A 25932-nucleotide genomic window follows, 5' to 3' on the forward strand; every position below is an offset into this window, starting at 1 on the left:
GGCCGTCAGCCCTTGGCCATGTGGCGGGCGGCGCGCAGCCCGAAGACGGCGGCCGGTCCGATGGTCGAGCCCGGGCCCGGGTAGGTGCGACCCATGACCGACGCCGAGTTGTTCCCGGCGGCGTACAGGCCGGGCACGACGGTGCCGTCCTCGCGCAGGGCGCGTCCGTCCGGGTCGGTGACGACCCCGCCCTTGGTGCCGAGGTCGCCGAGGACGACCTTGTAGGCGACGAAGGGGCCCTTCTCGATCGGGCCGAGGTTGGCGTTGGGGTGGACCGTCGGGTCGCCGTAGTAGCGGTCGTAGGCCGAGTTGCCGCGGCCGAAGTCGCCGTCGACGCCCGACCGGGCGAAGCCGTTGAACCGCTTCGTCGTGGCCGCGAGGCGGTCGGGCTCGACGCCGATCTTGCGGGCCAGGGCGGCGATGCTGTCCGCCTTGACCTCGATGCCCGCCGCGCGCATCGCCTTGACCGCGCGGGGGTCCATGGCGAACGTGCGGAAGTAGCGCCGGATGTTGCGCGCCTCGAGGATCAGCCAGTACGGGCCGGCGCCCCCGTCGCGCTCGAGCATGTCGTGGCCGAGGTCGACGTAGGACTCGGACTCGTTGGCGAACCGGTCGCCGAGCGAGTCGACCATGATCGAGTACGGCATCGACCGCTCGCCCACGATGAACGACGGCCGACCCTCGGGCGGCGCGGCCAGCGACGCACCCCACCACGCCTCGTCCATGAGCTCGACGGCCACGCCGATCTCCTGGGCGGCCGCGATCGGGACCCCGACGTTGCCGAGGTTGCCCGAGGGGGCGCCGTCGATGCCGTGGTACTTCTGGCGCCAGTCCGTGTTCCCCTCGAACCCGCCGCCCGCCAGCATGACGCCGCGGTTCGCGCGGATCGTCACGGGGCCGCCGTCGCGCTGCACGCGAATGCCGACCACGCGGCCGTCCTCGACCAGCAGCTCCTCGAGCGGCGAGCTCAGCCACAGCGGCACGCCGCGCTTGACGACCAGCGCGTGGCCGAACGCGGTCGCCCACGCATTGCCGATACCGACCAGCCGCTTGCCGGTGACGACGCCGCCGAGGATCCGCGAGACCACCTTGACACCGCGGACCATGCCCGACGGGGTCGACCAGGAGCGGCTCAGCAGCCAGACGTCGTCCGTCTTCGCCGGCAGCGGGACGGCGCCGCGCAGGGTCTGCCACCACGAACCGAGGATCTTGGAGTCGAGCGGCTTGACCTCGATCGAGCGGCCGATCTTGCCGCCGGGCAGCTCGGGGTAGTAGTCGGGGTAGTCCGTCGCACGGGCGAACGTCACGCCGAGCTTCTCCGCCGTGGTCACGAAGTCGTCGACGCCGTCGACGAACGCCTCCTTGCGGGCGCGCGTCGAGGCCAGCCCGACCTCGCCGACGCACGCCTCCAAGTAGGTCAGCGCCTCCTCGCGGGAGTCGCCGACGCCGTCGCGGTGCATGAGCGGGTTGTCGGGCATCCACATGCCTCCCCCGGACATGGCGGTCGAGCCACCCCACTTGTCGGTCGACTCGACCATGAGCACCGACAGGCCCTCGTCGACGGCGCCCATGGCCGTGGCCAGACCAGCCGCTCCGGTCCCGACGACGACGACGTCGTAGATGTGCTCCTGCGCGCTCTTCGGTGCCATTTCGTGCTCCCAGCTCGACAAACCGGACAACGTTGTCCGGATCTAGGATGCAGCATGCCTCCCGCCCGACGCGCAGTCAACCGTGGCCCCGCCGCCGCGCCCGAGAACCGTTCCGCGATCCTCGAAGCGGCGCGACGCCTGTTCGCCGAGCGCGGCTTCCTGGTGCCACTCAGCACGATCGCGAAGGAGGCCGGCGTCGGGCAGGGCGTGCTCTACCGGCACTTCCCCACCCGGTTCGACCTGGCGTTCGCCGTGTTCGAGGACAACTTCGTCGAGCTCGAGAGCGCGGCCTCCGCGGGCGGCCCGGACGCTTTCGGTGCGCTGTGGGCGACGCTGCTCGAGCAGACCGTGCGCGAGGCCGCGTTCGTCGAGATGGTGGTCGAGGCCCGCCGGTCCCAGCCGGCCTACGACGGCGACGCCCGCCTCCGCGCCCTCATCGAGCGCACCCTGCCGGAGGCGCGGGCCGCCGGGCGGGTCCCGGCGGGCGTGGGGGTCGACGACGTCCTGCTGGCGTGGCGGATGGTCTTCGGCGTCGTCGCGACGGCCGAGTCCGCCGATGACGCGCGCGCGGACGTCGGTCGCGTCGTCGCGTTCTTCGACCCGAGCCGCTGACCGTCAGAAGCGTGGGGGATGCATCTCCCACGCTTCTGGCGTAGAACGGATCGCATGTTCGACGAAGGACAGCTGTACGCCCCCGTCACCGCGGACGAGGACGGCAAGGCCACGGTGCACCTCGCCGACGACCACCCCGGTGCGAACGACCAGGAGTACCGCCGCCGCCGGAACGAGATCGCCGCGCCGGCGCTCGCGTGGCAGCCCGGGGACCCGGTGCCGCGCGTCGAGTACACGGACTCCGAGAACGAGATCTGGCGGACCGTGTGCCGTGAGCTGGCGCCCAAGCACGAGCGGCTCGCGATCCGCGGCTATCTCGAGGGCAAGGAGGCCCTCGCCCTGCCCGCCGACCACGTGCCCCAGCTCGACGAGGTCAGCGCGGGTCTGGACCCGCTGAGCGGGTTCCGACTCCACCCGGCGGCTGGGCTCGTGCCGCTCGACGTCTTCTACGGGTCGCTCGCGGACGGGGTGTTCCACTCCACGCAGTACCTGCGCCACCCGTCGCAGCCCCTGTACACGCCGGAGCCGGACATCCTCCACGAGGTCGTGGGGCACTGCAATCTGCTCGCGAACCCGGCGATCGCCGAGGTCAAGCGCCGCGCCGGCGAGGCCGCTCGGCGGTGCGAGACCCCCGCGGGCCTGCAGTACGTGGCCGACGTCTTCTGGTTCACCATCGAGTTCGGCGTGATGTACGAGGACGGCGAGCTGCGGGCGTACGGCGCCGGCCTGCTCTCCTCCTACGGCGAGATCGAGGAGTTCCGCGGGGCCGACATCCGTCCCGTCGACTTCGACCAGATGGCCACGCTGGCGTACGACATCAGCCACTACCAGCCGATCCTGTTCGCCTGCGACGGCATGGGCGAGCTCACCGACCGGGTGGCCGGGTTCTTCGCCGACTTCGACGACGACGTGGCGGCCCGGCTCGCCCGCAAGACCGCGCTGACCCGCTGACGCGCGGATGGACGAGCGTGGCGCCGACCACTGGGTGGTCCACCGCGACCGGTACGACCGGATGTACGAGCCGTTCCAGGCCGCCCTGCTGTCCGCCGCCGGGATCCGCAGCGGCGAGCACGTGCTCGACGTGGGCTGCGGGTACGGGACGACGACGCTGGCCGCCGCCGCGCTCGCCCGACCCGGCACGGTCACCGGCATCGACGTCTCGCCCACCATGCTCGCCCTGGCCCGAAGGAGCATGGCGGGCACAGCGGGCACGAGCACCGTCTCGTTCGTCGAGGACGACGCCCAGACCCATTCCTTCCCGCCGTCGACGTTCGACGTCGTGGTCTCGAGGTTCGGCGTGATGTTCTTCGACGACCCGGTCGCGGCGTTCACCAGCCTCCGGCGCGCGACCCGACCCGGCGGGCGCCTCGCCTTCGTGTCCTGGCGGTCGCCGGCGCACCAGCCCTGGTTATGCGTCCCCGGAGCGGCCGTCGCGCGCTACGTCGAGCTCCCGGACCTGACCAACGGCGGCGGACCGGGCATGTTCGGCCTCGCCGACCCCGAGCGCGTGCGTGCCCTGCTCCAGGCCGCAGGGTGGACGGCCGTCGAGCTGGAGCCCGTGACCATCCCGCTCCGCGTCGGGAGCTCGCCCGAGGACACCGTGTCGTTCCTCCGGAGCGGCTCCCTCGGTCGCCGGGCCCTGGACGGCGCCGACGAGGACACCGAGGCGCACGCACTGGCCGCGGTCCGGGCGGCGCTGGCTCCGTACACCCGACCCGACGGGGTCCGGCTCGACGCCGGCGTCTGGCTCGTGCAGGCGCGGGCGTGACCGATCGCGGTGTCAGACCGGCTGCCGGTCCCGGACGAGCATGTGCTGCCGGAAGAACGCCGCCAGCTCCTCGGTGGCGTCGAGCGGCAGGACGGCCGCGACGTACTGGTCGGGCCGGACGACCACGACGCACCCGCCGCGGTCCACGCCCCGCCGCTCGAAGATGTCGTCGTCCGGGCGCGTCGCGAAGACCTTCTCGTAGTCGACGAGCCGGAACGGCCCGGTGCGCGGGCGGAACAGCTCCGGCACGGTCGAGACGTCCACGTCGGTATGGCGCTGCTGGTAGACGGCAATGACGTCGACGACGCCGTCGAGGTCCTCCCCCGCGTGCCGGTGTGCGCGCACCGGGGAGTCCGGCGACCCGGCCATCCAGTCGGCCCACGCGGTCAGCGCGGCGGCGTCGGCGTCGGCGAACGCGTACACGCGCCAGCGGCCGTCGGCGACGTGCTGGTGCCCGAGGTGCAGCGGGTTCGCGTCGGCCACCCGGACCACGGGGGCGGCCTTGAACCGCTTCCCGACGGGGAAGCCCGTGGCGAACTCCTGGTGGTCCGGCTCGGCGACGAGCATCGACGGCGGGTACTGCGTCATGAACCCGAACAGGAACTCCGTCGTCCGCACGTAGAAGTCGGCGAGCTCGGCCGGGTCGGTGACGTCCTCCGGCTTCTTCGCCATGAGCGACGACCACTGTTTGTCGAAGTCGATGAGGTTCTGGGCGATGACCTGGCGCTCGGCGGAGTAGGTCGCCAGCAGGCTCTCCGGGCTGCGCCCGGACAGGACGTAGCCGAGCTTCCAGCCGAGGTTGAACCCGTCCTGCATCGACACGTTCATGCCCTGGCCGGCCTTGGCGCTGTGGGTGTGGCAGGCGTCGCCCGCGATGAAGACGCGCGGGGTGCGCGTGCCGATCTGTTCGAGCGGGACGTCGTCGAACCGGTCGGTGACCCGGTGGCCGACCTCGTAGACGCTGTGCCAGGCGACGTCTTTCACGTCGAGGGTGTACGGGCGCAGGATCGCGTTCGCGTGGCCGACGATCTGCTCGACGGTCGTGCTGCGCAGCGCGTCGTGGTTCTCCGGCCGGACCTCGCCCAGGTCCACGTACATGCGGAACAGCTGGCCGCCCTCCCGCGGGATGAGCAGGATGCTGCCGCCGGAGCCGGACTGGATCGCGCACTTCTTGCGGATGTCGGGGAAGTCGGTCACGGCGAGGACGTCCATGACCCCCCACGCGTGGGCGGCGCTGCCACCCTGCGGCGTGCAGCCGATGGCCCGCCGGACGCCGCTGTGCGCACCGTCCGCGCCGACGACGTACCTCGCCCGGACGACCTTCTCCTGCCCGGCGTCCGCGCCGGACGTGCGCACCAGGCGGACGGTGACCGGGCGCTCGCCGCCGTCGGCGATCTCGAGGTCCCGGAACTCGTACCCGTAGTCGGGCGTCATCCGCGTCGGGGCGTTCGCCATGAACTCGGCGAAGTAGTCGAGCACGCGGGCCTGGTTGACGTACAGGTGGGGGAACTCGCTGATCCCCGACGGGTCGTCGGGCGTCCGCTCCCCGCGGACGATGCGCGTGGGGTCGGCCGGGTCCGGGTGCCAGAAGCAGACCTCCATGACGCGGTAGGACTCCTCGGCGATCCGCCCCGCGAAGCCGAAGGCCTGGAACGTCTCGACGCTGCGCGGCTGGATCCCGTCCGCCTGGCCGATCGCCAGCCGCCCCTCGCGGCGGTCGACGATCCGCGTCGTGATGTGCGGGAACTGCGACAGCTGCGCGGCGGTGATCATCCCGGCCGGGCCCGTGCCCACGACGAGGACGTCCACCTCGTCGGGAAGCTCGTCCGGCCGGTCGAGTCCGACGCCTGCCGCGGGCTGGACCCGCGGGTCGCCGGAGACGTAGCCGTGATGGTGGAACTGCATGGGACGGACTCCCCTGACGCCGATGTCGAGGTGTGACGGATCGTATACTATCGCCCCGAGCCGCAACGACGCCGCTGCGGTCTACCTGGTCCGGGAGGCCCTGCTCCATGCCGACGGTTTCCGCGCACGTCGCCGTCACGCTCGCCGCCCACGTCGACCACGTCTTCGGGGTCATGGGCAACGGCAACGCGTACTTCCTCGACGCCCTCACGTGCCAGACCGACGCCCGCTACGTCCCCGTGCGGCACGAGGCGGGTGCCGTGGTCGCCGCCGACGCCTTCCACCGGTCCTCCGGCCGGCTCGCCGCGGCGACGACGACGTACGGCGCCGGGTTCACCAACACCCTCACGGCCCTCGCCGAGGCCGTGCAGGCCCACGTGCCGCTCATCCTCGTCGTCGGCGACGAGCCGACGTCGGGGCCGCGACCCTGGGACGTCGACCAGATCGCCATGGCCTCGGCCGTCGGCGCCCGCACCTACACCGTGGGCCGCGCCGACGCCGCCGCCACGACCGTCATCGCCGTCGAGCACGCGCTGACCTACCGGGTGCCCACCGTGCTCGCGATCCCCTACGACGTCGCGACCCTCGACACCGGCCCGGTGCCCGAGACACCGACCCCGCGCCTGCCCCCGCCGCTCGCGGTGCGCGGCGCGTTCGCCGACGGCGTCGTCCGGGAGATCGCCTCGGCCCTCGCGGCCGCGCGCCGCCCGCTGCTCCTGGCTGGGCGCGGCGCCTGGGTGGCCGACGCGGGCAAGGCGCTCGGCGCGATCGCCGACGCCACCGGCGCGCTGACGGCGACCACTGCGCTCGGCCGCGGCGTCTTCCCCCGGCCCGAGTACGACCTCGGCGTCGCCGGCGGGTTCGGCGCCGAGGGGGCCATGGCGCTCGTCCGCGAGGCCGACGTCGCGGTCGTCGTGGGCGCATCGCTCAACCAGTTCACCATGCGGTTCGGCGACCTCTTCGCCCCCGGGTGCCGGATCTTCCAGGTCGACGTCGCACCCGCGGCGACCCACCCGCACGTCGGCGGGTTCGTCCGCGGGGACGCCGCGGTCGTCGCGGAGGCGATCCTCGGCCGGCTCGAGGGCGCCGCACCGAGCGGGTGGCGCGAGTCCGTCGACCTGACGACCGCACGACGGCACGAGCCCGGGGACGGGACCGCTCCGGACGGGCGGCTCGACCCGCGCTCGGCCGCCGCCCGGCTGGCGGAGCTGCTGCCCGAGGACCGCGTGGTCGTCTCGGACGGCGGCCACTTCCTCGGCTGGTCGAACATGTACTGGCCGGTGACCGCACCGGACCGGATGGTGATGGTCGGCACCGCGTTCCAGGCGATCGGGCTCGGCTTCCCCAGCGTGGTGGGGGCGGCGCTCGCCCGGCCCGAGGCCACGGTAGTTCTGACGACCGGCGACGGCGGCGGGCTCATGGCCCTGTCCGACCTCGAGTCGGCGGTGCGGGTCGCGGGCGGCCGCGGGATCGCGGTCGTGTGGAACGACGGTGCGTACAGCGCGGAGGTGCACCTCTACGCGCGCAAGGGTCTGGCCCGGGAGCCGATGCTCATCCCGGACGTCGACTTCGCCGGTGTGGCCACGGCGCTCGGCGCGCAGGGCGTCGCCGTCCGGTCGGTCGAGGATCTCGACGTGCTGGCTCAGTGGTGCGCCCGCCCGGCGACCGAGCGCCCGTTCCTGCTCCTCGACCTGCGGATCTCCGGCGCCGTGGTCGCACCGTTCTGGGAGGAGATCTCCCAGGCGAGCGCCTGACCCTGCCGACGAGAGCTGTTCACGAGACGAGGGAGCTCATGACCCCCAGCCACCTGCCCGCCGACCTGCCCGAGCGCATCCAGCACTACATCGACGGCGACCACGTCGACTCGGCGGACGGCGCGACGTTCGAGGTCCTCGACCCCGTCTCGAACGAGACCTACGTGGCCGCGGCGGCCGGCAAGGCGGCGGACGTCGACCGTGCCGTCACCGCCGCGCGACGCGCCTTCGAGGAGGGCCCGTGGCCGCGGATGCTGCCGCGCGAGCGGTCGCGGATCCTGCACCGCGTCGCCGACATCGTCGAGTCGCGCGACGCCCGGCTCGCCGAGCTCGAGAGCTTCGACTCCGGCCTGCCGATCACCCAGGCCCTCGGCCAGGCCCGCCGGGCGGCCGAGAACTTCCGGTTCTTCGCCGACCTGGTGGTCGCCCAGACCGACGACGCCTTCAAGGTGCCGGGACGGCAGCTCAACTACGTCAACCGCAAGCCGATCGGCGTCGCCGGGCTCATCACGCCGTGGAACACGCCGTTCATGCTCGAGTCGTGGAAGCTCGGCCCCGCGCTGGCCACCGGCAACACCGTCGTGCTCAAGCCGGCGGAGTTCACGCCGCTGTCGGCGTCCCTGTGGGCCGGGATCTTCGAGGAGGCCGGCGTGCCGACGGGCGTGTTCAACCTCGTGCACGGCCTCGGCGAGGAGGCGGGCGACGCGCTGGTCAAGCACCCGGACGTCCCGCTTGTCTCCTTCACGGGCGAGAGCCGGACCGGGCAGCTCATCTTCTCCAACGCGGCTCCGCACCTGAAGGGCCTGTCGATGGAGCTCGGGGGCAAGTCCCCCGCCGTCGTCTTCGCCGACGCCGACCTCGAGGCCGCGATCGACGCGACGATCTTCGGGGTGTTCTCGCTCAACGGCGAGCGGTGCACGGCGGGCAGCCGGATCCTCGTCCAGCGCGAGATCTACGACGAGTTCGTCGAGCGCTACGCCGCCCAGGCGAAGCGTGTCGTCGTCGGCCCGCCGCACGAGGCGAGCACCGAGGTCGGCGCGCTCGTGCACCCCGAGCACTACGACAAGGTCATGAGCTACATCGAGATCGGCCGGACCGAGGGTCGGCTCGTTGCCGGTGGCGGCCGGCCCGACGGCTTCCCGACCGGCAACTACGTGGCGCCGACCGTCTTCGCCGACGTGCCGGCGGACGCCCGGATCTTCCAGGAGGAGATCTTCGGCCCGGTCGTCGCGATCACGCCGTTCGACACCGACGAGGAGGCGCTCGCGCTGGCCAATGGCGTGTTGTACGGGCTCGCGGCCTACGTGTGGACGAACGACCTGCGGCGGGCGCACACMTTCGCCCAGGCGGTCGAGGCGGGCATGGTCTGGCTCAACAGCAACAACGTCCGCGACCTGCGCACCCCGTTCGGCGGGGTCAAGGCCTCGGGCCTCGGGCACGAGGGCGGGTACCGCTCGATCGACTTCTACACCCACCAGCAGGCCGTGCACGTGACGCTCGGCGCGGCGCACAACCCGACCTTCGGCAAAGGACACTGACGTGAGCACGACCACCGACCCCATCCCGACGCCGACGTCCCCGCCGCCGGACATCCTGCGCGCCGCGTCGATGGAGCTCGTCGTCACCGACCTCGCCGCGTCGCGGAACTTCTACGTCGACGTCCTCGGCCTGGTGGTCACCGAGGAGGACGACGAGTCCGTCTACCTGCGCAGCCACGAGGAGTTCATCCACCACAACCTCGTCCTGCGTAGGGGCCCCATCGCGGCGGTCGCGGCGTTGTCCTACCGGGTCCGCGCCCCGGAGGACCTCGACAGGGCGGTCGCGTTCTACGCCGAGCTCGGGTGCCGGGTCGAGCGGCGGGCGGGCGGCTTCGCCCGGGGCCTCGGCGACTCGGTCCGCGTCCAGGACCCGCTCGGGTTCCCCTACGAGTTCTTCCACGACGTCCAGCACGTCGAGCGGCTCGCGTGGCGCTACGACCTGTACACGCCAGGCACCCTCGTGCGCATCGACCACTTCAACCAGGTGACCCCCGACGTGCCGCGGGCCGTGAGGTACCTGGAGGACCTCGGGTTCCGGGTGACCGAGGACATCCAGGACGAGGCGGGCACCACCTACGCCGCGTGGATGCGCCGCAAGCCGACCGTCCACGACACGGCGATGACGGGTGGGAACGGCCCGCGCCTGCACCACGTCGCGTTCGCCACGCACGAGAAGCACAACATCCTGGCCATCTGCGACAAGCTCGGCGCGCTGCGGATGTCGGACCGGATCGAGCGGGGTCCCGGTCGCCACGGCGTGTCCAACGCGTTCTACCTCTACCTGCGCGACCCCGACGGGCACCGCATCGAGATCTATACGCAGGACTACTACACCGGCGACCCGGACAACCCCGTGGTCACGTGGGACGTGCACGACAACCAGCGTCGCGACTGGTGGGGCAACCCGGTCGTCCCCTCCTGGTACACGGAGGCGTCGCTCGTCCTCGACCTCGACGGCACCCCGATGCCGGTCGTCGCGCGCACCGACTCCAGCGAGATGGAGGTGACGATCGGGGCGGACGGGTTCTCGTACACCCGCCGGGGAGACGCTCCCGACGAGCTTCCCAGCTGGAAGCAGGGCGAGTACAAGCTCGGGCACCAGCTCTGAGCGTGCGGCGGTCGGCTCAGGCGTCGTCGGGTGCGCTCTCGGCCTGGCGACGCGCGACGCCGGTGTGGACGGCTGCCGTGAGCAACCGGACCCCCGCCCCGATCAGGACCAGGTTGAGCACCATCTGCACCATGACCGTGATCCGCGCAACCTGGCTCGCGGCGGTGATGTCGCCGAACCCGACGGTGCTGAAGATCGTGAGCGTGAAGTACAGGCTGTCCGTCCGAGTCAGGCCCTCGACGTTGAAGTTGGCCGGGTCTGCCTGAGCCATGAGGTAGTAGCCGGCGGCGAAGAGCACCAGGAACACCGGCACGAACTCGGAGAGCGACTCGATGGCGCGGATGGTCGGCGTCCTGGAGTTCGTGATGGACCGGATCTCCCAGGCGCCCCACGCCGCGAGCAGGACCAGCCCGACCGCCAACGGCAGCCAGAGCGGAAGATGCGCCAGAAGGTCCATCGGGAGGACGTAGTACACGGCGATCACGAGCGCGGCGGACGCCAGCACCCGCAGCACGACGCGGAGAAGGAGTCGGCGTCGCTGCCGCGCCGTCTGGACCTGCTCCTGACCCATACCCATCCTCCGGATGCTTTCGCGCGATCGCTTGCCGAGCACCATTTCATGTGGTCTGCGTGATGTCTGCCGATTGGTCCCCACCTAGCGTCGACGGAAGAACGTCATCTCATGAATTCGTCGAGGGGATCTGAAGCATGAGCGAGAACCGCAGCGATCTGGCAGTGGGGCTGAGCGTCTTCGCCGGCGTGATGCTGATCATGATCGGCGTGCTGCACGCGATCCAGGGTCTGGTGGCGCTGTTCAACGACACGTTCTACGTGGTCGGCAAGGAGTGGGTGTTCGAGTTCGACGTCACCACGTGGGGATGGATCCACCTCCTGGTCGGCATCCTCGTCGCGTTCGCCGGCTTCTTCGTGTTCCGGGGCGCCGTGTGGGCACGCACCATCGGCGTCATCGTGGCCGTGGCGAGCGTGGTGCTGAACTTCGCGTGGCTGCCGTACTACCCGGTCTGGAGCCTGATCATCATCGCCCTGGACGTCTTCGTCATCTGGGCACTCACCGCTCACGGGCGCGACGTCGCCGCCTGACGCTTCACTGAGCTCCCCGCACGTCCCGCGTCATCCATGACCCCGAGGGGTCGAGATCGAAAGAAGGTCCCATGAACACGTTCGGACAGTGGCTCTGGCTCTTGATCTGGTGGTTCTTGTTCTTCGCCTACCTGGTCATCTTCTTCCAGATCCTCAGCGACCTGTTCCGCGACAAGGCGCTGGGCGGCTGGGCGAAGGCCGGGTGGATCATCGCGCTGGTGTTCGTGCCGTTCCTGTCGGCGCTGATCTACATCATCGCCCGCGGCGAAGGCATGAGCCGTCGGCACGCCGAGGCGCTCGGCCAGGCCAAGGCACAGACCGACGCGTACATCCGGCAGACGGCCTCGACGTCGTCGCCGGCCGCGGACATCGCCGCCGCCAAGGCCCTGCACGACTCGGGTGCCATCGACGACGCGGAGTTCGCGGCGCTGAAGGCCAAGGCGCTCGCCTGACCCGGGTCTAGCCCTTCCCGGCGAATCGTCGAGACCTGGGCAGGACTGGTGAGTCCTAGAGCTGCGGCTCTCGGAGATCGAGATCGCGGCCACGGCGCACCCCCTGGACCGATGCCAGGGATCCGACACGACACAGGCGGGGCAACAGCCTTGGACTACACCGATCGACTGCTCCACCTCGCGCTCAACGACACGAGCGCGGGCGAGCACGGCTTCGAACCCGAGGTGCTCGACGCGAAGGTGGTCGCCCTCGTCCGCCTCGCGGCCCTGATCGCCATCGGTGGTGCCGTCCCCACCTACGGCGCCGAGGTGGACAACGCCGTGAGCGCCGGCGCGACGACCGCGGAGATCGTCGACGTCCTGGCGGCGGCGATCCCGATCGTCGGTCTGCCGAGCGTCGTGGCCGCCGCACCTAAGGTCGCGCTCGGGCTGGGCTACGACCCGTTCGACCCGGAGCTCACGGCGGGGTCGTGACCCCTACTGCCCGAGCAGCCGCATCGCCACGGCCCGCTCGACCGCCGTGCTCCGCGAGCTGACGCCGAGCTTGCGGTAGATCGAGCCGATCTGGGAGCTCGCCGTGTTCCGGGAGACGTGGAGCCGGTCGCCGATCTCCGCGATCGTCAGGTGCGTCTGCAGGTAGGGCAGGATCCGCAGCTCGGCCGGGGTCAGCGGGGACGTGCCCGGCGCGCCCGCGCCCGCGCCGACGCTGGGAGCGAGGACCGTGCGCAGACCGGCCACCTCGCGGAGCAGGTCCCCCAGGTCCGGCCGACGCATCAGGACGTCGTCGATCTCGCGCAGCAGGTGGCGCGCGGCCACGCGGTCCCCCGTCGCCACACAGGCCAGGGCCATGTGCACCCGGGCCCGCACGGCCAGGAACGGGATCGCGTAGGTGCAGATCGGTCGGGCGCGCATCGCCCTCGTGAGCTGTCGACCTGCCTCCTCGACGTCTCCGCGGTGCACCTGCAGGCGCGCCGCCGCGGCGAAGCCCAGGACGGCCACCACGTAGTCGTCGATCCGGTACGCGGCGACCAGCGCGAGGACGCGGTTCACGCGGTCGGCCGCGTCGTCCCACCGCCCGCCGTCCATGTCGAGCAGCGCGAGCTCGGACTCGATGAGGACGACCCGCACGACGTTGCCGTCCCGCGTGGCGGCCGCGGACGCCTCGGCGAACAGCCGGACCGCCTGCGTGCGATCACCCCCCAGGAGGCTCGCCTCGCCCTGCAACATCAGGGCCTGCGACCGCCAGACGCTCCACTCGGGCTCGGCCGCCGCCGCGAACGCGCTGTCCGTCCGCATCTGCTCGGGCCCGCCGGCGCACATCAGCGCCCGGACCATGGCCCGCCCCGAGTCGAACGAGGCGGTGCCGTCCTCCGGCAGCAGGTCGAACGTGGCCTCGTCGAGGACCGCCGACCACCGCTCCGCCTCACCGCCTCGTCCCGTGAGCACGGCGGCCTGGGTGGCGAGCACCGCGAGCGGCGGGTAGCCCGCGATCGCTTCGTCTCCCAGGGTGGCCAACCAGCGCTCGGTCGTCGACATCTGGCCGGCCTGGTACGCCGGCATGCTCAGCGCGGTGACCAGGTGGACGGACCGCTCCCGCTCGGTCGTGCTGAGCAGGTGCTCGAGGGCGCGCGCGGGCGCCCCATGGGCCTCGTACCAGTCCGCCGCGCGCAGGTGCAGCTTCATCACGACGTCGGGCTCGACCCGGGCGAGCTCGCCCTGCAGGAACTCACGGAACAGGGCGTGGTACCGGTACCAGCCCCGGTGGCGGTCGAGCGGGACCAGGAACACGCTCGAGGCCTCGAGAGCGCGCAGCGTCTCCTGCGCCCCGGCCTCGCCCGAGCCGCCCGGGGCACCGACCACCGCGTCGCACAGCGAGGCACTCATCTGGTCCAGCACCGAGGTCCGGCGCAGGAACTGCAGGGTCTCCTCGGGCAGGTGCAGCAGCGCCTCACGCTGCAGGTAGTCGGCGACGAACCGATCGTCCCCGGTGACCGCGGCGGCGGCCTGCCGGCCGCCGTCCCGGGCTATCAACGACGCGAGGTAGATGCCGACGGGCCACCCCTCGGTCCGCTGCGCGACGAGGTCGGCCTCCTCGGGCGAGACGTCGACGTCCGCCGCGGCGAAGATCTGCTCGGCCCCCGCCGCGTCGAGCGCGAGATCCTCCGCGAGGATCTCGACCACGTCTGCCTCGGTCCGCAGCAGCGGGACGAACGGCGGCGCGGCGCGGCTGGCCACGGCGATCTGCGAGCCGGGCGGCACGCCGGCGATGAGGATGCCGAGCACGTCGTGGCAGATCGGCGACCGGAGCTCGTGCAGGTCGTCGAGCACCAGCAGGAACGGCTCCTCGCTCGACCTGAGCGCCGCCGCCAGGCGCGGCGCCCCGCGGCCGAGCACCGAGTCGCCGGGACCGACCATGTCGGCCGCCAGCTCCTGGTCCCGTCCCGTCGCTCGGGCGAACGCGGACGCCAGCAGGGTCAGGAGCCCCACCGGATCGTCGTCGAGCCGGTCCAGGGACACCCAGGCGACCCGCCGCTCCTCGGCAGCGACCCACTCGGAGAGCAGGGAGGTCTTCCCGTAGCCGGCCGGCGCCGTGATCGCCACCGCGCGGCGACCGCTCCGGCGAGCCCGGTCGACCAGCTCGGCGCGGCTCACCGATCCGGGGCGCGGTCGCGGCGCACGCAGCTTCGCGTCGAGGAAGACGGCATCCAGCTCGGCACTCGCGCTGGCCCTGCCTGGCTCCTCACTCACGTTCGCAGAGTACGGGCACTGCTGGTCCGCGCACGGGACGGATCGCGGGGACGGACGAAAGGCCCGAACTCCGACGCGCGGGCCCATGCTGGACAGCGGGGCACCCGGCAGCCAAGGTGTCGGTACATGTCGACCACGACGTGGTCGACGAGCAATGCACCTGAGAGGGGCCCCCGTGTCAGAGCCGCAGGAGAACGCGACCGTCGAGGAGACGTCAGGCAGCCCCCGACTGGCGATCCTGCTGGCCATGGCGATGTTCGTCCTGGTGGTGGACACCTCGTTGATGAACGTGTCGATCTCCGCCGTGGTCAACGACCTGGGCACGACGGTCAGCGGCGTCCAGTCGGCGATCGCGCTCGAGGCGCTCGTCTCCGCGGCCTTCATCCTGATCGGCAGCAAGATCGGCGACCTCTACGGCCGCAAGAAGGCGTACATCGTGGGCCTGCTCGCCTATGCGGTCGGTGCGTCCGCGATGGCGTTGGCGCAGAGCCTGACCGCGATCATCGTCTTCTGGGCGATCATCGGCGGCCTCGGCGCGTCCTTGCTCCTGCCGGCCATGCAGTCTCTGATCCACGGCAACTTCGCGGGAGCCGCGCAGCGCAAGGCCTATGCGCTGGTCGGGGCGGCAGCGGCGATCGCCGCCGGCGTCGGCCCCCTGATCGGTGGCTTCATCACGACCTACCTGTCCTGGCGCCTGGCGTTCCTGCTCGAGGTCGTCGTGATCGCGGTCGTGCTGTCCGGCATCGGCCTGGTCAAGGACGTCCCGTACACGGGGCCGCGCAAGATCGACTCGGTCGGAGCCGTCCTGTCCGTGCTGGGCATGGGTGGGGTCGTGCTCGGCATCCTCGTGTGGCAGGAGGGTGGCGAGTCGGTCCTCGCGATCCTGGCGGTCGGCGTCGTCGCCCTCGGCTCGCTCGTCTACTGGCTCGCGCGGCGCAAGCGCCAGGCCAAGCCGACGCTGATCGACCCGGACCTGTTCAGCTCGAAGGTCTTCCGCTTCGGCATCACGCAGCAGACCCTGCAGCAGATCGCCCTCGGCGGCACCATGATCGCCCTGCCGATCTACCTGCAGATCGTGCTGGAGTACAACGCGATGCAGGCGGGGCTGTCGCTGGCTCCGCTGTCCCTGAGCATGTTCGCGGTCGCCGTCCTCGCCGGCAAGAAGGCCGGCACGCGCAACCCCAGCGGCATCATCCGGTGGGGCTTCGCCCTGCTCGCCGCCGGCATCGCCCTCGTGCTGCCCATCGTGCCGCGGGCGGACTCCGGGTGGTGGCTGGTGATCCCCCTGATCATCGCCGGGTCCGGTCTCGGTCTGCTGGTCTCCCAGCTGAACAACTACACCCTGGCCCCGATCTCCGAGGAGCGCGTGAGCGAGGCCGCCGGCGTCAACTCGGCGGCCGGCTCCTTCGGGCTCTCGTTCGGCCTGGCGTTCGCCGGCGCGATCCTGCTGGCCGCGCTGTCGACCATCTTCACGTCGATGGCGGCGGAGAGCACCGTGCTGTCCGCGTCGGAGCAGACGGAGGTCGCCGACGTCCTCGAGCACGACGCCGAGGTGATGAGCAACACCGCCCTCGACGAGCTCCTGGTCGACGAGCCGCCGGCAACGCAGGACGAGATCATCCGGATCAACACCGAGGCGCGCCCGCTGGCGCTCCAGATCGCCATGCTCATCCCGCTGCTGGCCGCGCTCACCGGGCTGACGATCTCGTTCCGCATGACGCGCCTCCCTCAGGCACCACCGACGGCGCCCGTCGAGGCCGCGGTCTGGGGCTGACCGGAACAGACCTGCACGTCAGGGGCCCGACACGCCGGACGGTCGACAAATCCTCAATATCGGGCACGATCCTGCCGATAAGAACCGTGGGGTAGGCATACGCGAAGCCCGCCGATCGAGCCGCCCCGCTGGAGGAGACCGTGACCAGTACCACGCAGCACGACACCCCGACGCCCGCCACAGGCGTGGGCGCGCTCACGCATCGCGAGCGCGTCGTCCTGGCGGAGCTCGGTGAGGACATCACCCTGGAGGACATCGCCCGCCGGCTGTGGGTCACCCGCAACACGGTGAAGTCCCAGCTTCGCAGCGCCTACCGCAAGATGGGCGTGTCCACGCGCGCCGAAGCGGTGGCCTGGGCGCAGGCCCACGGCATCTGACCCGCTTCCCGTGAGACCGGCGCCTCGACCGGGCAGACTCGGGGTATGGGCGCAGACACGGCCTGGGTGCTGCACGTCGACCTCGACCAGTTCGTCGCGGCGGTCGAGGTGCTGCGCCGCCCGGAGCTGGTAGGCAAGCCGGTCGTGGTCGGCGGTCGCGGCGACCCGACCGAGCGAGGAGTCGTGTCGACCGCGTCCTACGAGGCACGCGCGTTCGGGGTGCACTCCGGGATGCCGCTGCGGATCGCCGCGCGCAAGCTGCCCGACGGGGTGTTCCTGCCGGTGGACGCGCCGGAGTACGAGGCGGCGTCGGAGCGTGTGATGACGACGCTGCGATCGCTCGACGTCGTCGTCGAGGTGCTCGGGTGGGACGAGGCGTTTCTCGGAGTCCGCACCGACGACCCGGAGGCCCTGGCCCGGCGGGCGCAGGAGGCGGTCCTGCGCGAGACGCAGCTGCACTGCTCGGTGGGCATCGGGGACAACAAGGTGCGCGCGAAGATCGCCACGGACTTCGGCAAGCCCGCGGGCGTCTTCCGGATCACCGCCGCGAACTGGTTCGAGGTGATGGGACACCGGCCGACCCGCGAGCTGTGGGGCGTGGGATCGAAGGTGTCCAAGCGACTCACCGCGCTCGGCATCACCACCGTGCACGAGCTCGCGGCCGCGCCTGCCGACGCCCTGGTCGCGGAGTTCGGGCCGCGGATGGGGCTCTGGTACCACGAGCTCGGGCAGGGACTCGGGCCGGTCACCGTCGACGACAGCCCGTGGGTGCCCCGCGGGCACAGCCGCGAGACGACGTTCCAGCAGAACCTCACGACGCCCGAGCAGGTGCGCGAGGCGGTCCGCCGGCTGGCGCGCGACGTGGTCGAGGACACCGCGCAGGACGGGCGCCCGGTGATCCGCGTCGCGCTCAAGGTGCGCTACGCGCCGTTCGTCACCAAGGGCATGAGCCGCAAGCTGGTCGAGCCCACGCGCGACGCCGAGACCATCGTCGAGGCGACGATGGCGCTCGCGGAGAAGCTCGAGGACCGCGAGGTGCGGCTGCTCGGCGTGCGCGCGGAGATGGCGATGCCCGACGACCCCGTCGACCGGACCCCGGTCCGAGGCCGGATCTGACGTTCAGCCGGCCAGCGCCGCCCGCAGGAAGGCGATGTCGTCGGCCTGGGTCTCCGCGGGCGTCTCGACGATCGCGTCGCAGCCCGCCTCCCGGACCACGTGGGCGATGAGCTCCGGCGGGATCGTGCCCGTGGCGAAGCCGGCGTGCCGGTCGCGCGCCGAGCCGTGCGGGTCGCGCGAGCTGTTCGCGTGGACCAGGTCCACCCGGCCCGTGATCGCGCGGACGCGCTCGACCAGGGTCTCGAGGTCCTCCCCCGCCGCCCACGCGTGGCAGGTGTCGAGGCACAGGCCCACGTCGTACTCACCGATCGCGTCCCACAGCAGCGCGATCCGGTCGAGCGTCCGGGCGCACGCGTTCTCGCCGCCCGCGGTGTTCTCGACCAGCACCCGCACGGGGAACGTGGCCCGCTCGAAGGTCTTGCGCCAGTTGTCGACGCCGACGGCGATGTCGTCGCCGTCGCCGACGTGCCCGCCGTGCACGATGAGCCCGCGGGCGCCCAGGGTTGCCGCCGCCGCCGTGTGCTGGGCGATCATGTTGCGGCTCGGGATGCGGATCCGGTTGTTGGTGGACGCGACGTTGACCAGGTAGGGCGCGTGCGCGTAGATGCCCAGGCCGGACGCGACCAGCGCGTCGGCGTCGGCGCGCGGCACCGGCTTCTTCCACCCCTGCGGGTCGGCCAGGAACAGCTGCACGGACTGCGCGTCGAGCTCGGCGGCAGCAGCCACCGGGTCGTCGCCGCGCACGTGGGCGCCGATCAGGACCACGTCGATCTCCTTCCGCTGGACCAGCGCCAGGCTAGACCGAGACGCCCACAACCGCCGTGACTGCACCAGCCCGCCGCAGTACGGTGCCCAGCATGACCCGGACACTCGGTCTGTGCTTTGCCCATCCCGACGACGAGGGGTACGGGGCGTTCGGGTCCGCCGCCCTGCACGTCGCCGACCCGGAGTTCCGGCTCGTGGTCCTGCACGCGACCGACGGCGGGGCCGGTGAGGTCGCACCGGGCGTCGAGGTCGGACCCGAGGGGCTGGGCGCGCTGCGCCGCGTCGAGGACGAGCGGGCATGGCGGGCCGTGGGACGGGTGCCGGACCGGCACGACTGGCTCGACCTGCCGGACGGCGAGGTCGCCGCGGTGCCGCACCCCGAGCTGGTGGACCGCGTCGCCGCCTTCCTGGACGAGGAGCGGCCCGACGTCGTCCTCACGTTCGGGCCGGACGGGATCACCGGTCATCCCGATCACATCGCCATCGGCGCGGCCACGGACGCAGCCTTCGACCGGGTGCGCGCCGACGGCGGCCCCGGGCTGCGCCGCCTCCTGCACGGCGGGATCCGGCAGTCGTGGTTCGACAGGCACCAGGCGTGGCGCGCGTCGCACGGGTTCGAACCGTGGGTGCCGGACCGGCTGTACCACCTGCGCGGGACGCCGGACGCGCTGATCGGCGTCGACGTGCCGACCGCCGGCGTCGCCGAGCAGGTGCTCGCCGGCCTGCGGGAGCACCGCAGCCAGGCGCACGTGCTGATGCCTGCAGGGCTGGACGACGGCTCGTTCCTCTGGGGCACCACGAGCGAGACGCACGTCATCGCCTGGCCACCTCGCGGGCCCGAGGACGCCTGCCTGACCGACGTGTTCGAGGGTCTCGGCTGAGGCTTCTCGCCGTGCGGTCCGCCCGCTGCGGAACGACGATGCATCCATGCAGGTCGCGCGCGGCATCCCCGCCCTCCTCGCGATCGTCGTGGCCTCCGGCTGCGCGGTCGGCTCGTCGGCGAGCCCGGCCGACGACGCGCGCGCCCTGTCCGATCCGGTCGCACAGGCGACGTCGGCGGTCGAGACCGCCACCATCGCCGTCCAGCTGCTCGGCGACGACCGCCTGACCGCCCCGGTGACGGACACCGCTCTCGTCGACCAGATCCACGTGCTCGAGGAGGCCGCCGACGCCGTCTCGACGCTCGTGCCCGGCGACGCGGAGGGCGCGGGGTGGCAGCAGGACGCGCTCGCCGCGGTCCGCGACGCGCAGGCGGCCGTCGTGGCTGCACGCGGCTGGGCGAACGACGCGGCCGGGTCGGGCGACGTGGTGCGCGCGGGGCTCGACGCGAGCGCCGACCAGCTGGACGAGCTGACCACCACGCTCGACGAGGCAGGTGCCTCGTGAAGAAGGTCCTCGGGCTCGCGCTCGGCATCCTCACCGCGATCGGCGGCTTCCTCGACATCGGGGACCTGGTGACCAACGCGGTCGTCGGCTCACGGTTCGGGCTGTCGCTCGCGTGGGTGGTGATCGTCGGCGTCGTGGGCATCTGCCTGTTCGCCCAGATGTCGGGACGCGTCGCGGCGGTGAGCGGGCGCGCGACGTTCGAGATCATCCGCGAGCGGCTGGGGCCCCGGGCGGCCGGCGCGAACCTCTCGGCGTCGTTCCTCATCAACCTGCTGACGCTCACCGCCGAGGTCGGCGGCATCGCGCTCGCGCTGCAGCTGGCCAGCAGCGTCGAGCCGCGGCTCTGGATCCCGGTGGCCGGGCTGGCCGTGTGGCTGGTCATCTGGCGGACGCGGTTCTCGATCATGGAGAACGTCACCGGCCTGGTCGGGTTGACGCTCATCGTGTTCGCGGTCGCGGTGTTCCTGCTCGGGCCCGACTGGGGAGACCTCGCCCAGCAGGCGCTCCACCCCACTGCGCCGGCCCAGGAGGGGCAGGCCGTGTACTGGTACTACGCCATCGCGCTGTTCGGGGCCGCGATGACGCCGTACGAGGTGTTCTTCTTCTCCTCCGGCGCCGTCGAGGAGAAGTGGAAGGTCAAGGACCTCGTGCAGTCCCGGATGAACGTGCTGGTCGGTTTCCCGCTCGGCGGCGTGCTGTCCGTCGCCATCGCCGCGTGCGCCGCGATCGTGTTCCTGCCGAAGGGCATCGAGGTCTCGTCGCTCTCGCAGATCGTGCTGCCGGTCGCGCTCGCGGGCGGCAAGCTCGCGCTCGCCGTCGTCATCGTCGGCATCGTCGCCGCCACGTTCGGGGCCGCGCTCGAGACGTCCCTGTCGAGCGGCTACACGCTGGCGCAGTTCCTGGGCTGGTCGTGGGGCAAGTTCCGCCGGCCGTCGCAGGCCGCCCGGTTCCACCTGACCATGATCATCTGCCTGCTCGTCGCCGTCGGTGTCCTCATGACCAGCGTCGACCCGATCAAGATCACCGAGTTCTCGGTCGTCTTCTCCGCCATCGCGCTGCCGCTGACGTACCTGCCGATCCTCGTCGTCGCCAACGACCCCGAGTACATGGGCACGTACGTCAACGGCCGCGTCACCAACGCGTTCGCGCTGGTCTACCTCGTGATCATCGTGGTGGCGTCCGTCGCCGCGATCCCCCTGATGATCGTGACGGGAGCGGGCTCATGAGCCTCCCACCGGACGAGCGCCCGCCGGGCCTCGTGCTCGACGCCCGCCTGCACCTGCTGGACCGGCAGATCCTGGACGTCGACGGGGTTCCCGTGTGCACGGTCGACGACCTCGAGGTGCACGGCGTCGACGGCAGCGACCGACCCGACGGCGCCCAGCCGGCGGTCGTGACCTCGTTGCTCAGCGGCGCCGTGCTGGCCACCCGGGTCTTCGGCGGGCGGCCGCCCTCGTCGCGCTGGCACCGGATCCGCTGGGCCCACGTCGCGGACGTCGGCACCACGGTGAAGCTCGGGGTGCGGGGGTCCGAGCTCGACGTCACGTGGACCGAGCGCTGGGTCCGCGACCACATCATCACGCGCATCCCCGGAGGCAGCCATGATCCTGGGTGACCTGCTCGACTCCCCCGTCGTCGACCCCGGCGGAGCCCGGCTCGGGTTCGTCGTCGACGTGCGGTTCGCGCTGGACGGACCGCTCGACGGCCTCCTGGCCGCGCCGCGTCTGCATGGGCTGCTGGTCAGCCCGCGCACGGGCACGTCGTTCCTCGGCTACGAGCGCAACGGCGTCAACGCTCCGGCGCTGCTGGCGCGCTGGTTCGCGTGGCGGCACCGCGGCACGTTCCTGGTGCACTGGACGGACGTGGAGTCGGTGACCGGGGACGCCGTCGCTCTGCGTGCGGGATTCCGGCGCTTCGCCGCCGACCTGCCCGGCACGCCGGCCCAGCGTCCGTGAGCATCCGGATCGGGACGTCCGGGTGGTCGTACGACCACTGGGACGGCGTCCTCTACCCCCCGGGCCTGCCGCCGTGGGACCGGCTCGGCCGCTACGCGCAGGAGTTCGACACCGTCGAGCTCAACGCCAGCTTCTACCGGTGGCCGCGCGAGTCGACGTTCGCCGGCTGGCGGCGCCGCCTGCCGCCCGGGTTCGGCATGTCGGTGAAGGCGTCGCGCGGCCTGACCCACGCCAAGCGCCTGTACGCGCCCGAGGCCTGGTCGGAGCGCATCGCCCGCTCCTGGCACGAGCTGGGCGAGCGGCGCGAGGTCGTGCTCGTCCAGCTGCGCCCCGACCAGGAGCGGGACGACGCCCGGCTGGACTGGTTCCTCGGCTCGCTGCCCGACTGGGTGCGCGTGGCCGTCGAGCTGCGCCACCCGTCGTGGCAGGCCGACGACGTCTTCGCGCTGCTCGAGCGTCACGGCGCCGCGTCGTGCGTGATGAGCGGCGCGCACCTGCCGTGCGTGCTGCGCGCCACCGCGCCGTACGTCTACGTGCGGATGCACGGCCCCGACCACGACCACCTCTACGGCGGCTCGTACTCCGAGGACGACCTGCGCTGGTGGGCCGACCGCATCCGCGAGTGGTCGCACGACGGGCACGACGTGCTCGTCTACTTCAACAACGACGGCGGCGGGAACGCCGTGCACAACGCCCGGACGCTGCGCTGGATCCTCGGCGCCTGAGGCATCAGAAGACCGGCTTGCCCCCCGTCACGCCCAGCACCGTGCCCGAGACGTAGGACGCGGTCGTCGCCGAGGCGAGGAAGACGAACGCGGGGGCGACCTCGGCGGGCTGACCGGCACGGCCCAGGGGCGCGTCGGACCCGAACTTCTCGATCTTCTCCGGCGGCTGCGTCGCGGGCTGCAGGGGCGTCCAGATGGGTCCCGGCGCGACCGCGTTGACCCGGATCCCGCGCGACCCGACCTCCGCGGCGAGGTTGACGGTGAAGTTGTTGATCGCCGCCTTGGTCGAGGCGTAGTCGAGCAGCGACTCCGACGGCTGGTAGGCCTGGATCGAGGAGTTGTTGATGATCGCTCCCCCGTCGGACAGGTGCTCCAGGGCGGTCTGGGTCACCCAGAACAGCGCGTACAGGTTGGTGGTGAAGGTCCGGTCGAGGTCGTCGGTCGTGATGTCGGCGATCGACTCCCGCCTGGCCATCTGGAAGCCGGCGTTGTTCACCAGGACGTCCAGCCCTCCCAGCTGTTCGACGGCGTCGCGCACGAACGCGCGCGCGACCCCCTCGTCGCGCAGGTCCGCGGGGAGCAGCACGCAGCGTCGGCCCGCCTCCTCGACCCACCGGGCCGTCTCCTGGGCGTCGACCTGCTCCTCGGGCAGGTAGCCGATCGCGACGTCGGCCCCCTCGCGGGCGAACGCGATGGCGACCGCGCGGCCGATGCCCGAGTCTCCGCCGGTGATCAACGCTCGCTTGCCGGTGAGCTTGCCGCTGCCCTCGTAGCTGCTCTCGCCGTGGTCGGGCTGGGGCGTCATGTCCCCGGTCAGGCCCGGGGGCTGCTGCTGCTGGGCGGGGAAGGTCGTGTCGTCGTCGGGCATGGCTGCTCCTAGCCGTCGTCGGGTGCGGGTGTCAGGGGGCGACGAAGCCGATGGCCTTGTGGCTGCCGTCGCAGAACGGGGCGATCGCGGACGCGCCGCAGCGGCAGAGCGCCACGGTGCGTCGACGTCGCTCGATGGGTACGCCGGCGCCGTCGACGAGCTCGACGTCCCCGCGCACGAGAAGCGGACCGTTGGGGCACGCCTCGATCGTGGCGGGCTGCGGCGCGCTCATGCCGCTCGGAGGGACGAGGTGCCCGCCGACCAGGCACCGAGCAGGTGCCGACCGACGAGGTCGTCCAGGTGCAGGCAGGCCGCGGCGCCGAACAGGACGTCCGCGACGAGCTCCGGCTCCTGCTCGGCGAGTCCCCCGGCCAGGTCGCGGCCGGCGATCTGCTCGTGGACGGCGTCGGCCTCGACGTGCTCGTCGAAGTACTCGGTGGTGCCGGCGTCGTGGCCGAGGCGCCGGAAGCCGTCGCCGTACAGGCGGCTGGGCAGCGACGACGTCATCTCGAACGCGGCGAGATGCCCGGCGATCGCGCCGCGCCAGCGCCGGTGCAGGCCGAACAGCGACATGAGGTTGAGGGCGGCGAGCGTGACCGCGGGGATCCGGTCGACGTAGTACCCGTAATCGTCGACGAGGCCCGCGCCGCGCATCGTGCGGGCGAACAGCGCGCTGTGCATCCGTTCCGGCCGGCCGCCGCCGTACTCGTCGGACTGCACCTCGACCAGCGCCGCCTTCGGGGCTCCGGACAGGCGCGGGATCGCCCACGTGTGGGGGTCGGCCTCCATCAGCTGGTACAGCGACCGATGGATGAGGAGCTCCTCCACCTGCGCGGCGTCGGCGGTCCTGCTCACGTAGCGGGCGACGCTCGGGCCCGGTCCCGGGGCGGTCATCGCGAACAGTGCCGACGCCACGGCCTCGCGTTCCGCGGCGGTCTCGGGCGGGACCGGGACGGCGTCGCGGAGCGCCCGCTCGAACGCCTCCTCCAGGATCCGGCGCAGGCGCAGCAGCTCCGGGTCCCACTCCCAGGCGTCGTCCACGCCCTCGAACCCGCGATAGTGGAGCGCGTACAGCGTCCACAGCGTGAGCTGCAGGTCGTCGTCGACGAACGGGTCGGGGACGTCCGCGGCGGTGCGCCAGCGATCCACCAGCGACGCGTCCGCGACGGCGTCGGCGTGCGGAGGATGGACCAGCAGGTCGGTGAGCGACGAACCCAGGGGTCCTCGCGGTGCGGGCAGCTTCATGCGTCGAGCTCCGTCCGGGTACAGCCGCCCGATGCTGGAGCAGCAAGCCTTGCCTTCAGCCTGCGCCAGGGCGGCCTGGACCGCGACCGCTCCCGGGCGTCAGGGTCGACTGAGACGAAGCAGCTCCACGTCGACCAGGCGCCCACCGACCACGGACGCCGTCATGAACGTCGCGAACGGCTGTCGTCGACGGTCCGTCGGCGAGCCGGGGTTGAGCAGTCGCATCCCTCGCGGGGTGACCGTGTCCCACGGGATGTGGCTGTGGCCGAACACGAGGACGTCGAGGTCCGGGTGCTCGTCGTCGCAGCGGCGCTCGCGGCCGCTTGCCGCCCCGGTCTCGTGCACGACGCCGAGCCGCAGGCCGTCCAGCTCCACCCGGGCGACGAGCGGCAACCGCTCCCGCAGCGCGGGACCGTCGTTGTTCCCGTAGCAGGCGACCAGTCGCCGGGAGCGCGCGGCCAGGGCGGTGTGCGCGTCGACGGAGACCCAGTCGCCGGCGTGGATCACGACGTCGGCCGCGTCGACCGCCTCCCACACCACAGCCGGCAGGTCGCGGGCGCGGCGCGGGAGGTGCGTGTCCGCGAGCAGGACCAGCTGCACGGTTCCTCCCGCCCGGTCAGCCGACGAAGATGCAGAACGGGTGGCCCGCGGGGTCGGCGTAGACCCGCAGCGGCTCCTCGAGGTCGTCGGACCGGTCGAACAGGAGCCGCGCGCCCAGCCGGAGGGCCCGCTCGTGCTGGACGTCGAGCTCGGCGACGTCGGGCACCGTGGTGTCGAGGTGCAGCTGCTGCGGGATCGGACCCTCCGGCCACGTGACCTCCGGCAGGGCGTCGACCTGCTGGAAAGCCAGCGGGACGCCGCTGGTCGACCGGAGCACGAGCCAGTCCTGCTCGCCGTTCTCGGGCTCGTCGCCGGGCCGGTACTCGAGCCCGAACAGCTCGCGGTAGAACTCCGCCAGCCGGCGGACGTCGGTCGTGTCGAGCACGACCTGCCGGATCGTCGGGAACGTCGCCATGAGTCCTCCTCTCGGTGTCGGACAGGACCGTCGCGCGCCGTGCTCCGGCCCCGGTGGACCCGACCCACTCT

28 protein-coding genes are annotated in these 25932 nt (G+C 72.1%); 18 read left to right on the plus strand and 10 right to left on the minus strand.

The features are described from left to right. Positions 1-5: 5 nt before the first annotated feature. The gene (locus AC1DYZ_RS06395) at positions 6-1649 is read right to left on the minus strand and encodes an FAD-binding protein (RefSeq protein WP_477064366.1); all 1644 of its coding nucleotides are present in this window, start codon (positions 1647-1649) and stop codon (positions 6-8) included. Between the two features lie 54 nt (positions 1650-1703). On the opposite strand from AC1DYZ_RS06395, the gene AC1DYZ_RS06400 reads away from it, so the two are divergent. From AC1DYZ_RS06400 to AC1DYZ_RS06410, 3 genes are read left to right on the plus strand one after another with little or no spacing between them, the layout of a single operon-like run. Continuing rightward, positions 1704-2261 carry a TetR/AcrR family transcriptional regulator gene (locus AC1DYZ_RS06400; RefSeq protein WP_477064367.1) on the plus strand — a complete coding sequence of 186 codons (558 nt, stop codon included), beginning with the start codon at positions 1704-1706 and terminating at the stop codon, positions 2259-2261. Positions 2262-2315: 54 nt separating this feature from the next. After that, complete coding sequence (locus tag AC1DYZ_RS06405) at positions 2316-3212, plus strand: phenylalanine 4-monooxygenase (RefSeq protein WP_477064368.1); 897 nt, start codon at positions 2316-2318, stop codon at positions 3210-3212. Between the two features lie 7 nt (positions 3213-3219). Next, positions 3220-4029, plus strand: a complete 810-nt coding sequence (locus AC1DYZ_RS06410) for a class I SAM-dependent methyltransferase (protein WP_477064369.1) — start codon at positions 3220-3222, stop codon at positions 4027-4029. Positions 4030-4041: 12 nt separating this feature from the next. Here AC1DYZ_RS06410 and AC1DYZ_RS06415 read toward each other — a convergent pair whose 3' ends face one another. Next, the gene (locus tag AC1DYZ_RS06415) at positions 4042-5934 is read right to left on the minus strand and encodes an FAD-binding monooxygenase (protein WP_477064370.1); all 1893 of its coding nucleotides are present in this window, start codon (positions 5932-5934) and stop codon (positions 4042-4044) included. A 107-nt stretch (positions 5935-6041) separates the two neighbouring features. On the opposite strand from AC1DYZ_RS06415, the gene AC1DYZ_RS06420 reads away from it, so the two are divergent. Genes AC1DYZ_RS06420 through hpaD form a run of 3 tightly spaced genes read left to right on the plus strand, consistent with a single transcriptional unit; the run spans position 6042 to position 10334 of the window. Continuing rightward, entirely contained in the window at positions 6042-7688 is a 1647-nt protein-coding gene (locus AC1DYZ_RS06420) for a thiamine pyrophosphate-binding protein (RefSeq protein ID WP_477064371.1), read from the plus strand. A gap of 38 nt (positions 7689-7726) precedes the next feature. Beyond that, the gene (hpaE, locus tag AC1DYZ_RS06425; protein WP_477064372.1) at positions 7727-9226 is read left to right on the plus strand and encodes a 5-carboxymethyl-2-hydroxymuconate semialdehyde dehydrogenase; all 1500 of its coding nucleotides are present in this window, start codon (positions 7727-7729) and stop codon (positions 9224-9226) included. Position 9227: 1 nt separating this feature from the next. Beyond that, entirely contained in the window at positions 9228-10334 is a 1107-nt protein-coding gene (gene hpaD, locus AC1DYZ_RS06430) for a 3,4-dihydroxyphenylacetate 2,3-dioxygenase (RefSeq protein ID WP_477064373.1), read from the plus strand. A gap of 16 nt (positions 10335-10350) precedes the next feature. On the opposite strand, the gene AC1DYZ_RS06435 is transcribed toward hpaD, so the two are convergent. Then, positions 10351-10911: a potassium channel family protein gene (locus AC1DYZ_RS06435; RefSeq protein ID WP_477064374.1), complete on the minus strand. Its 561-nt coding sequence runs from the start codon at positions 10909-10911 to the stop codon at positions 10351-10353. 131 nt (positions 10912-11042) lie between these two features. On the opposite strand from AC1DYZ_RS06435, the gene AC1DYZ_RS06440 reads away from it, so the two are divergent. The 3 genes from AC1DYZ_RS06440 to AC1DYZ_RS06450 all read left to right on the plus strand — a co-directional run bounded on the left by AC1DYZ_RS06440 (position 11043) and on the right by AC1DYZ_RS06450 (position 12361). After that, positions 11043-11435, plus strand: a complete 393-nt coding sequence (locus AC1DYZ_RS06440) for a DUF7144 family membrane protein (RefSeq protein ID WP_477064375.1) — start codon at positions 11043-11045, stop codon at positions 11433-11435. Between the two features lie 71 nt (positions 11436-11506). Beyond that, positions 11507-11887, plus strand: a complete 381-nt coding sequence (locus tag AC1DYZ_RS06445; RefSeq protein WP_477064376.1) for an SHOCT domain-containing protein — start codon at positions 11507-11509, stop codon at positions 11885-11887. A gap of 150 nt (positions 11888-12037) precedes the next feature. Further along, positions 12038-12361 (plus strand): carboxymuconolactone decarboxylase family protein, encoded by a 324-nt coding sequence (locus AC1DYZ_RS06450; RefSeq protein WP_477064377.1) that lies wholly within the window; start codon positions 12038-12040, stop codon positions 12359-12361. Positions 12362-12364: 3 nt separating this feature from the next. Here AC1DYZ_RS06450 and AC1DYZ_RS06455 read toward each other — a convergent pair whose 3' ends face one another. Beyond that, a complete protein-coding gene (locus AC1DYZ_RS06455; protein WP_477064378.1) occupies positions 12365-14635 on the minus strand; it encodes a winged helix-turn-helix domain-containing protein in 2271 nt (756 codons plus the stop codon). Positions 14636-14882: 247 nt separating this feature from the next. On the opposite strand from AC1DYZ_RS06455, the gene AC1DYZ_RS06460 reads away from it, so the two are divergent. From AC1DYZ_RS06460 to AC1DYZ_RS06470, 3 genes are all read left to right on the plus strand, one after another. Then, positions 14883-16409, plus strand: coding sequence for an MFS transporter (locus AC1DYZ_RS06460; RefSeq protein ID WP_477064418.1), 1527 nt, complete (start codon positions 14883-14885; stop codon positions 16407-16409). A gap of 140 nt (positions 16410-16549) precedes the next feature. Then, positions 16550-16786: a LuxR C-terminal-related transcriptional regulator gene (locus AC1DYZ_RS06465; protein WP_477064379.1), complete on the plus strand. Its 237-nt coding sequence runs from the start codon at positions 16550-16552 to the stop codon at positions 16784-16786. A gap of 45 nt (positions 16787-16831) precedes the next feature. Beyond that, the gene (locus tag AC1DYZ_RS06470) at positions 16832-17902 is read left to right on the plus strand and encodes a DNA polymerase IV (RefSeq protein ID WP_477064380.1); all 1071 of its coding nucleotides are present in this window, start codon (positions 16832-16834) and stop codon (positions 17900-17902) included. 3 nt (positions 17903-17905) lie between these two features. On the opposite strand, the gene AC1DYZ_RS06475 is transcribed toward AC1DYZ_RS06470, so the two are convergent. Beyond that, entirely contained in the window at positions 17906-18667 is a 762-nt protein-coding gene (locus tag AC1DYZ_RS06475; RefSeq protein WP_477064381.1) for a deoxyribonuclease IV, read from the minus strand. A gap of 92 nt (positions 18668-18759) precedes the next feature. Here AC1DYZ_RS06475 and AC1DYZ_RS06480 point away from each other — a divergent pair, with 92 nt between their 5' ends. From AC1DYZ_RS06480 to AC1DYZ_RS06505, 6 genes are read left to right on the plus strand one after another with little or no spacing between them, the layout of a single operon-like run. Then, positions 18760-19548, plus strand: coding sequence for a PIG-L deacetylase family protein (locus AC1DYZ_RS06480; RefSeq protein WP_477064382.1), 789 nt, complete (start codon positions 18760-18762; stop codon positions 19546-19548). Positions 19549-19594: 46 nt separating this feature from the next. Beyond that, a complete protein-coding gene (locus AC1DYZ_RS06485) occupies positions 19595-20053 on the plus strand; it encodes a hypothetical protein (RefSeq protein WP_477064383.1) in 459 nt (152 codons plus the stop codon). Continuing rightward, positions 20050-21279, plus strand: a complete 1230-nt coding sequence (locus tag AC1DYZ_RS06490) for an NRAMP family divalent metal transporter (protein ID WP_477064384.1) — start codon at positions 20050-20052, stop codon at positions 21277-21279. Before AC1DYZ_RS06485 ends, AC1DYZ_RS06490 begins: the two co-directional genes overlap by 4 nt. Beyond that, positions 21276-21668, plus strand: a complete 393-nt coding sequence (locus AC1DYZ_RS06495) for a hypothetical protein (RefSeq protein WP_477064385.1) — start codon at positions 21276-21278, stop codon at positions 21666-21668. Before AC1DYZ_RS06490 ends, AC1DYZ_RS06495 begins: the two co-directional genes overlap by 4 nt. Beyond that, positions 21655-22008, plus strand: coding sequence for a PRC-barrel domain-containing protein (locus AC1DYZ_RS06500; RefSeq protein WP_477064386.1), 354 nt, complete (start codon positions 21655-21657; stop codon positions 22006-22008). Before AC1DYZ_RS06495 ends, AC1DYZ_RS06500 begins: the two co-directional genes overlap by 14 nt. Beyond that, the gene (locus AC1DYZ_RS06505; RefSeq protein ID WP_477064387.1) at positions 22005-22733 is read left to right on the plus strand and encodes a DUF72 domain-containing protein; all 729 of its coding nucleotides are present in this window, start codon (positions 22005-22007) and stop codon (positions 22731-22733) included. Before AC1DYZ_RS06500 ends, AC1DYZ_RS06505 begins: the two co-directional genes overlap by 4 nt. 4 nt (positions 22734-22737) lie before the next feature. Here AC1DYZ_RS06505 and AC1DYZ_RS06510 read toward each other — a convergent pair whose 3' ends face one another. The 5 genes from AC1DYZ_RS06510 to AC1DYZ_RS06530 all read right to left on the minus strand — a co-directional run bounded on the left by AC1DYZ_RS06510 (position 22738) and on the right by AC1DYZ_RS06530 (position 25861). Next, a complete protein-coding gene (locus AC1DYZ_RS06510) occupies positions 22738-23601 on the minus strand; it encodes an SDR family oxidoreductase (RefSeq protein ID WP_477064388.1) in 864 nt (287 codons plus the stop codon). Between the two features lie 31 nt (positions 23602-23632). After that, positions 23633-23833, minus strand: coding sequence for a CDGSH iron-sulfur domain-containing protein (locus tag AC1DYZ_RS06515; protein ID WP_477064389.1), 201 nt, complete (start codon positions 23831-23833; stop codon positions 23633-23635). Continuing rightward, positions 23830-24846, minus strand: a complete 1017-nt coding sequence (locus tag AC1DYZ_RS06520) for an iron-containing redox enzyme family protein (RefSeq protein WP_477064390.1) — start codon at positions 24844-24846, stop codon at positions 23830-23832. The genes AC1DYZ_RS06515 and AC1DYZ_RS06520 overlap by 4 nt, the downstream gene beginning before the upstream one ends. Before the next feature lie 99 nt (positions 24847-24945). Further along, positions 24946-25446, minus strand: coding sequence for a metallophosphoesterase family protein (locus AC1DYZ_RS06525; protein WP_477064391.1), 501 nt, complete (start codon positions 25444-25446; stop codon positions 24946-24948). A 16-nt stretch (positions 25447-25462) separates the two neighbouring features. Continuing rightward, positions 25463-25861, minus strand: a complete 399-nt coding sequence (locus AC1DYZ_RS06530; RefSeq protein ID WP_477064392.1) for a VOC family protein — start codon at positions 25859-25861, stop codon at positions 25463-25465. Between the last annotated feature and the right edge of the window lie 71 nt (positions 25862-25932).

The organism is Cellulomonas sp. P1_C4, assembly GCF_056406355.1.

What these genes read in the sequence shown, in the direction of transcription:
- AC1DYZ_RS06410 (WP_477064369.1), top strand. Translation starts at nt 3,220, where the DNA reads ATGGACGAGCGTGGCGCCGACCACTGGGTGGTCCACCGCGACCGGTAC.
- AC1DYZ_RS06400 (WP_477064367.1), top strand. Translation starts at nt 1,704, where the DNA reads ATGCCTCCCGCCCGACGCGCAGTCAACCGTGGCCCCGCCGCCGCGCCC.
- AC1DYZ_RS06420 (WP_477064371.1), top strand. Translation starts at nt 6,042, where the DNA reads ATGCCGACGGTTTCCGCGCACGTCGCCGTCACGCTCGCCGCCCACGTC.
- AC1DYZ_RS06395 (WP_477064366.1), bottom strand. Translation starts at nt 1,649, where the DNA reads ATGGCACCGAAGAGCGCGCAGGAGCACATCTACGACGTCGTCGTCGTC.
- AC1DYZ_RS06435 (WP_477064374.1), bottom strand. Translation starts at nt 10,911, where the DNA reads ATGGGTATGGGTCAGGAGCAGGTCCAGACGGCGCGGCAGCGACGCCGA.
- AC1DYZ_RS06415 (WP_477064370.1), bottom strand. Translation starts at nt 5,934, where the DNA reads ATGCAGTTCCACCATCACGGCTACGTCTCCGGCGACCCGCGGGTCCAG.
- AC1DYZ_RS06460 (WP_477064418.1), top strand. Translation starts at nt 14,883, where the DNA reads ATGGCGATGTTCGTCCTGGTGGTGGACACCTCGTTGATGAACGTGTCG.
- AC1DYZ_RS06480 (WP_477064382.1), top strand. Translation starts at nt 18,760, where the DNA reads ATGACCCGGACACTCGGTCTGTGCTTTGCCCATCCCGACGACGAGGGG.
- AC1DYZ_RS06510 (WP_477064388.1), bottom strand. Translation starts at nt 23,601, where the DNA reads ATGCCCGACGACGACACGACCTTCCCCGCCCAGCAGCAGCAGCCCCCG.
- AC1DYZ_RS06495 (WP_477064385.1), top strand. Translation starts at nt 21,276, where the DNA reads ATGAGCCTCCCACCGGACGAGCGCCCGCCGGGCCTCGTGCTCGACGCC.
- AC1DYZ_RS06520 (WP_477064390.1), bottom strand. Translation starts at nt 24,846, where the DNA reads ATGAAGCTGCCCGCACCGCGAGGACCCCTGGGTTCGTCGCTCACCGAC.
- AC1DYZ_RS06405 (WP_477064368.1), top strand. Translation starts at nt 2,316, where the DNA reads ATGTTCGACGAAGGACAGCTGTACGCCCCCGTCACCGCGGACGAGGAC.
- AC1DYZ_RS06500 (WP_477064386.1), top strand. Translation starts at nt 21,655, where the DNA reads ATGATCCTGGGTGACCTGCTCGACTCCCCCGTCGTCGACCCCGGCGGA.
- AC1DYZ_RS06530 (WP_477064392.1), bottom strand. Translation starts at nt 25,861, where the DNA reads ATGGCGACGTTCCCGACGATCCGGCAGGTCGTGCTCGACACGACCGAC.
- AC1DYZ_RS06515 (WP_477064389.1), bottom strand. Translation starts at nt 23,833, where the DNA reads ATGAGCGCGCCGCAGCCCGCCACGATCGAGGCGTGCCCCAACGGTCCG.
- AC1DYZ_RS06470 (WP_477064380.1), top strand. Translation starts at nt 16,832, where the DNA reads ATGGGCGCAGACACGGCCTGGGTGCTGCACGTCGACCTCGACCAGTTC.
- AC1DYZ_RS06440 (WP_477064375.1), top strand. Translation starts at nt 11,043, where the DNA reads ATGAGCGAGAACCGCAGCGATCTGGCAGTGGGGCTGAGCGTCTTCGCC.
- AC1DYZ_RS06485 (WP_477064383.1), top strand. Translation starts at nt 19,595, where the DNA reads ATGCAGGTCGCGCGCGGCATCCCCGCCCTCCTCGCGATCGTCGTGGCC.
- AC1DYZ_RS06445 (WP_477064376.1), top strand. Translation starts at nt 11,507, where the DNA reads ATGAACACGTTCGGACAGTGGCTCTGGCTCTTGATCTGGTGGTTCTTG.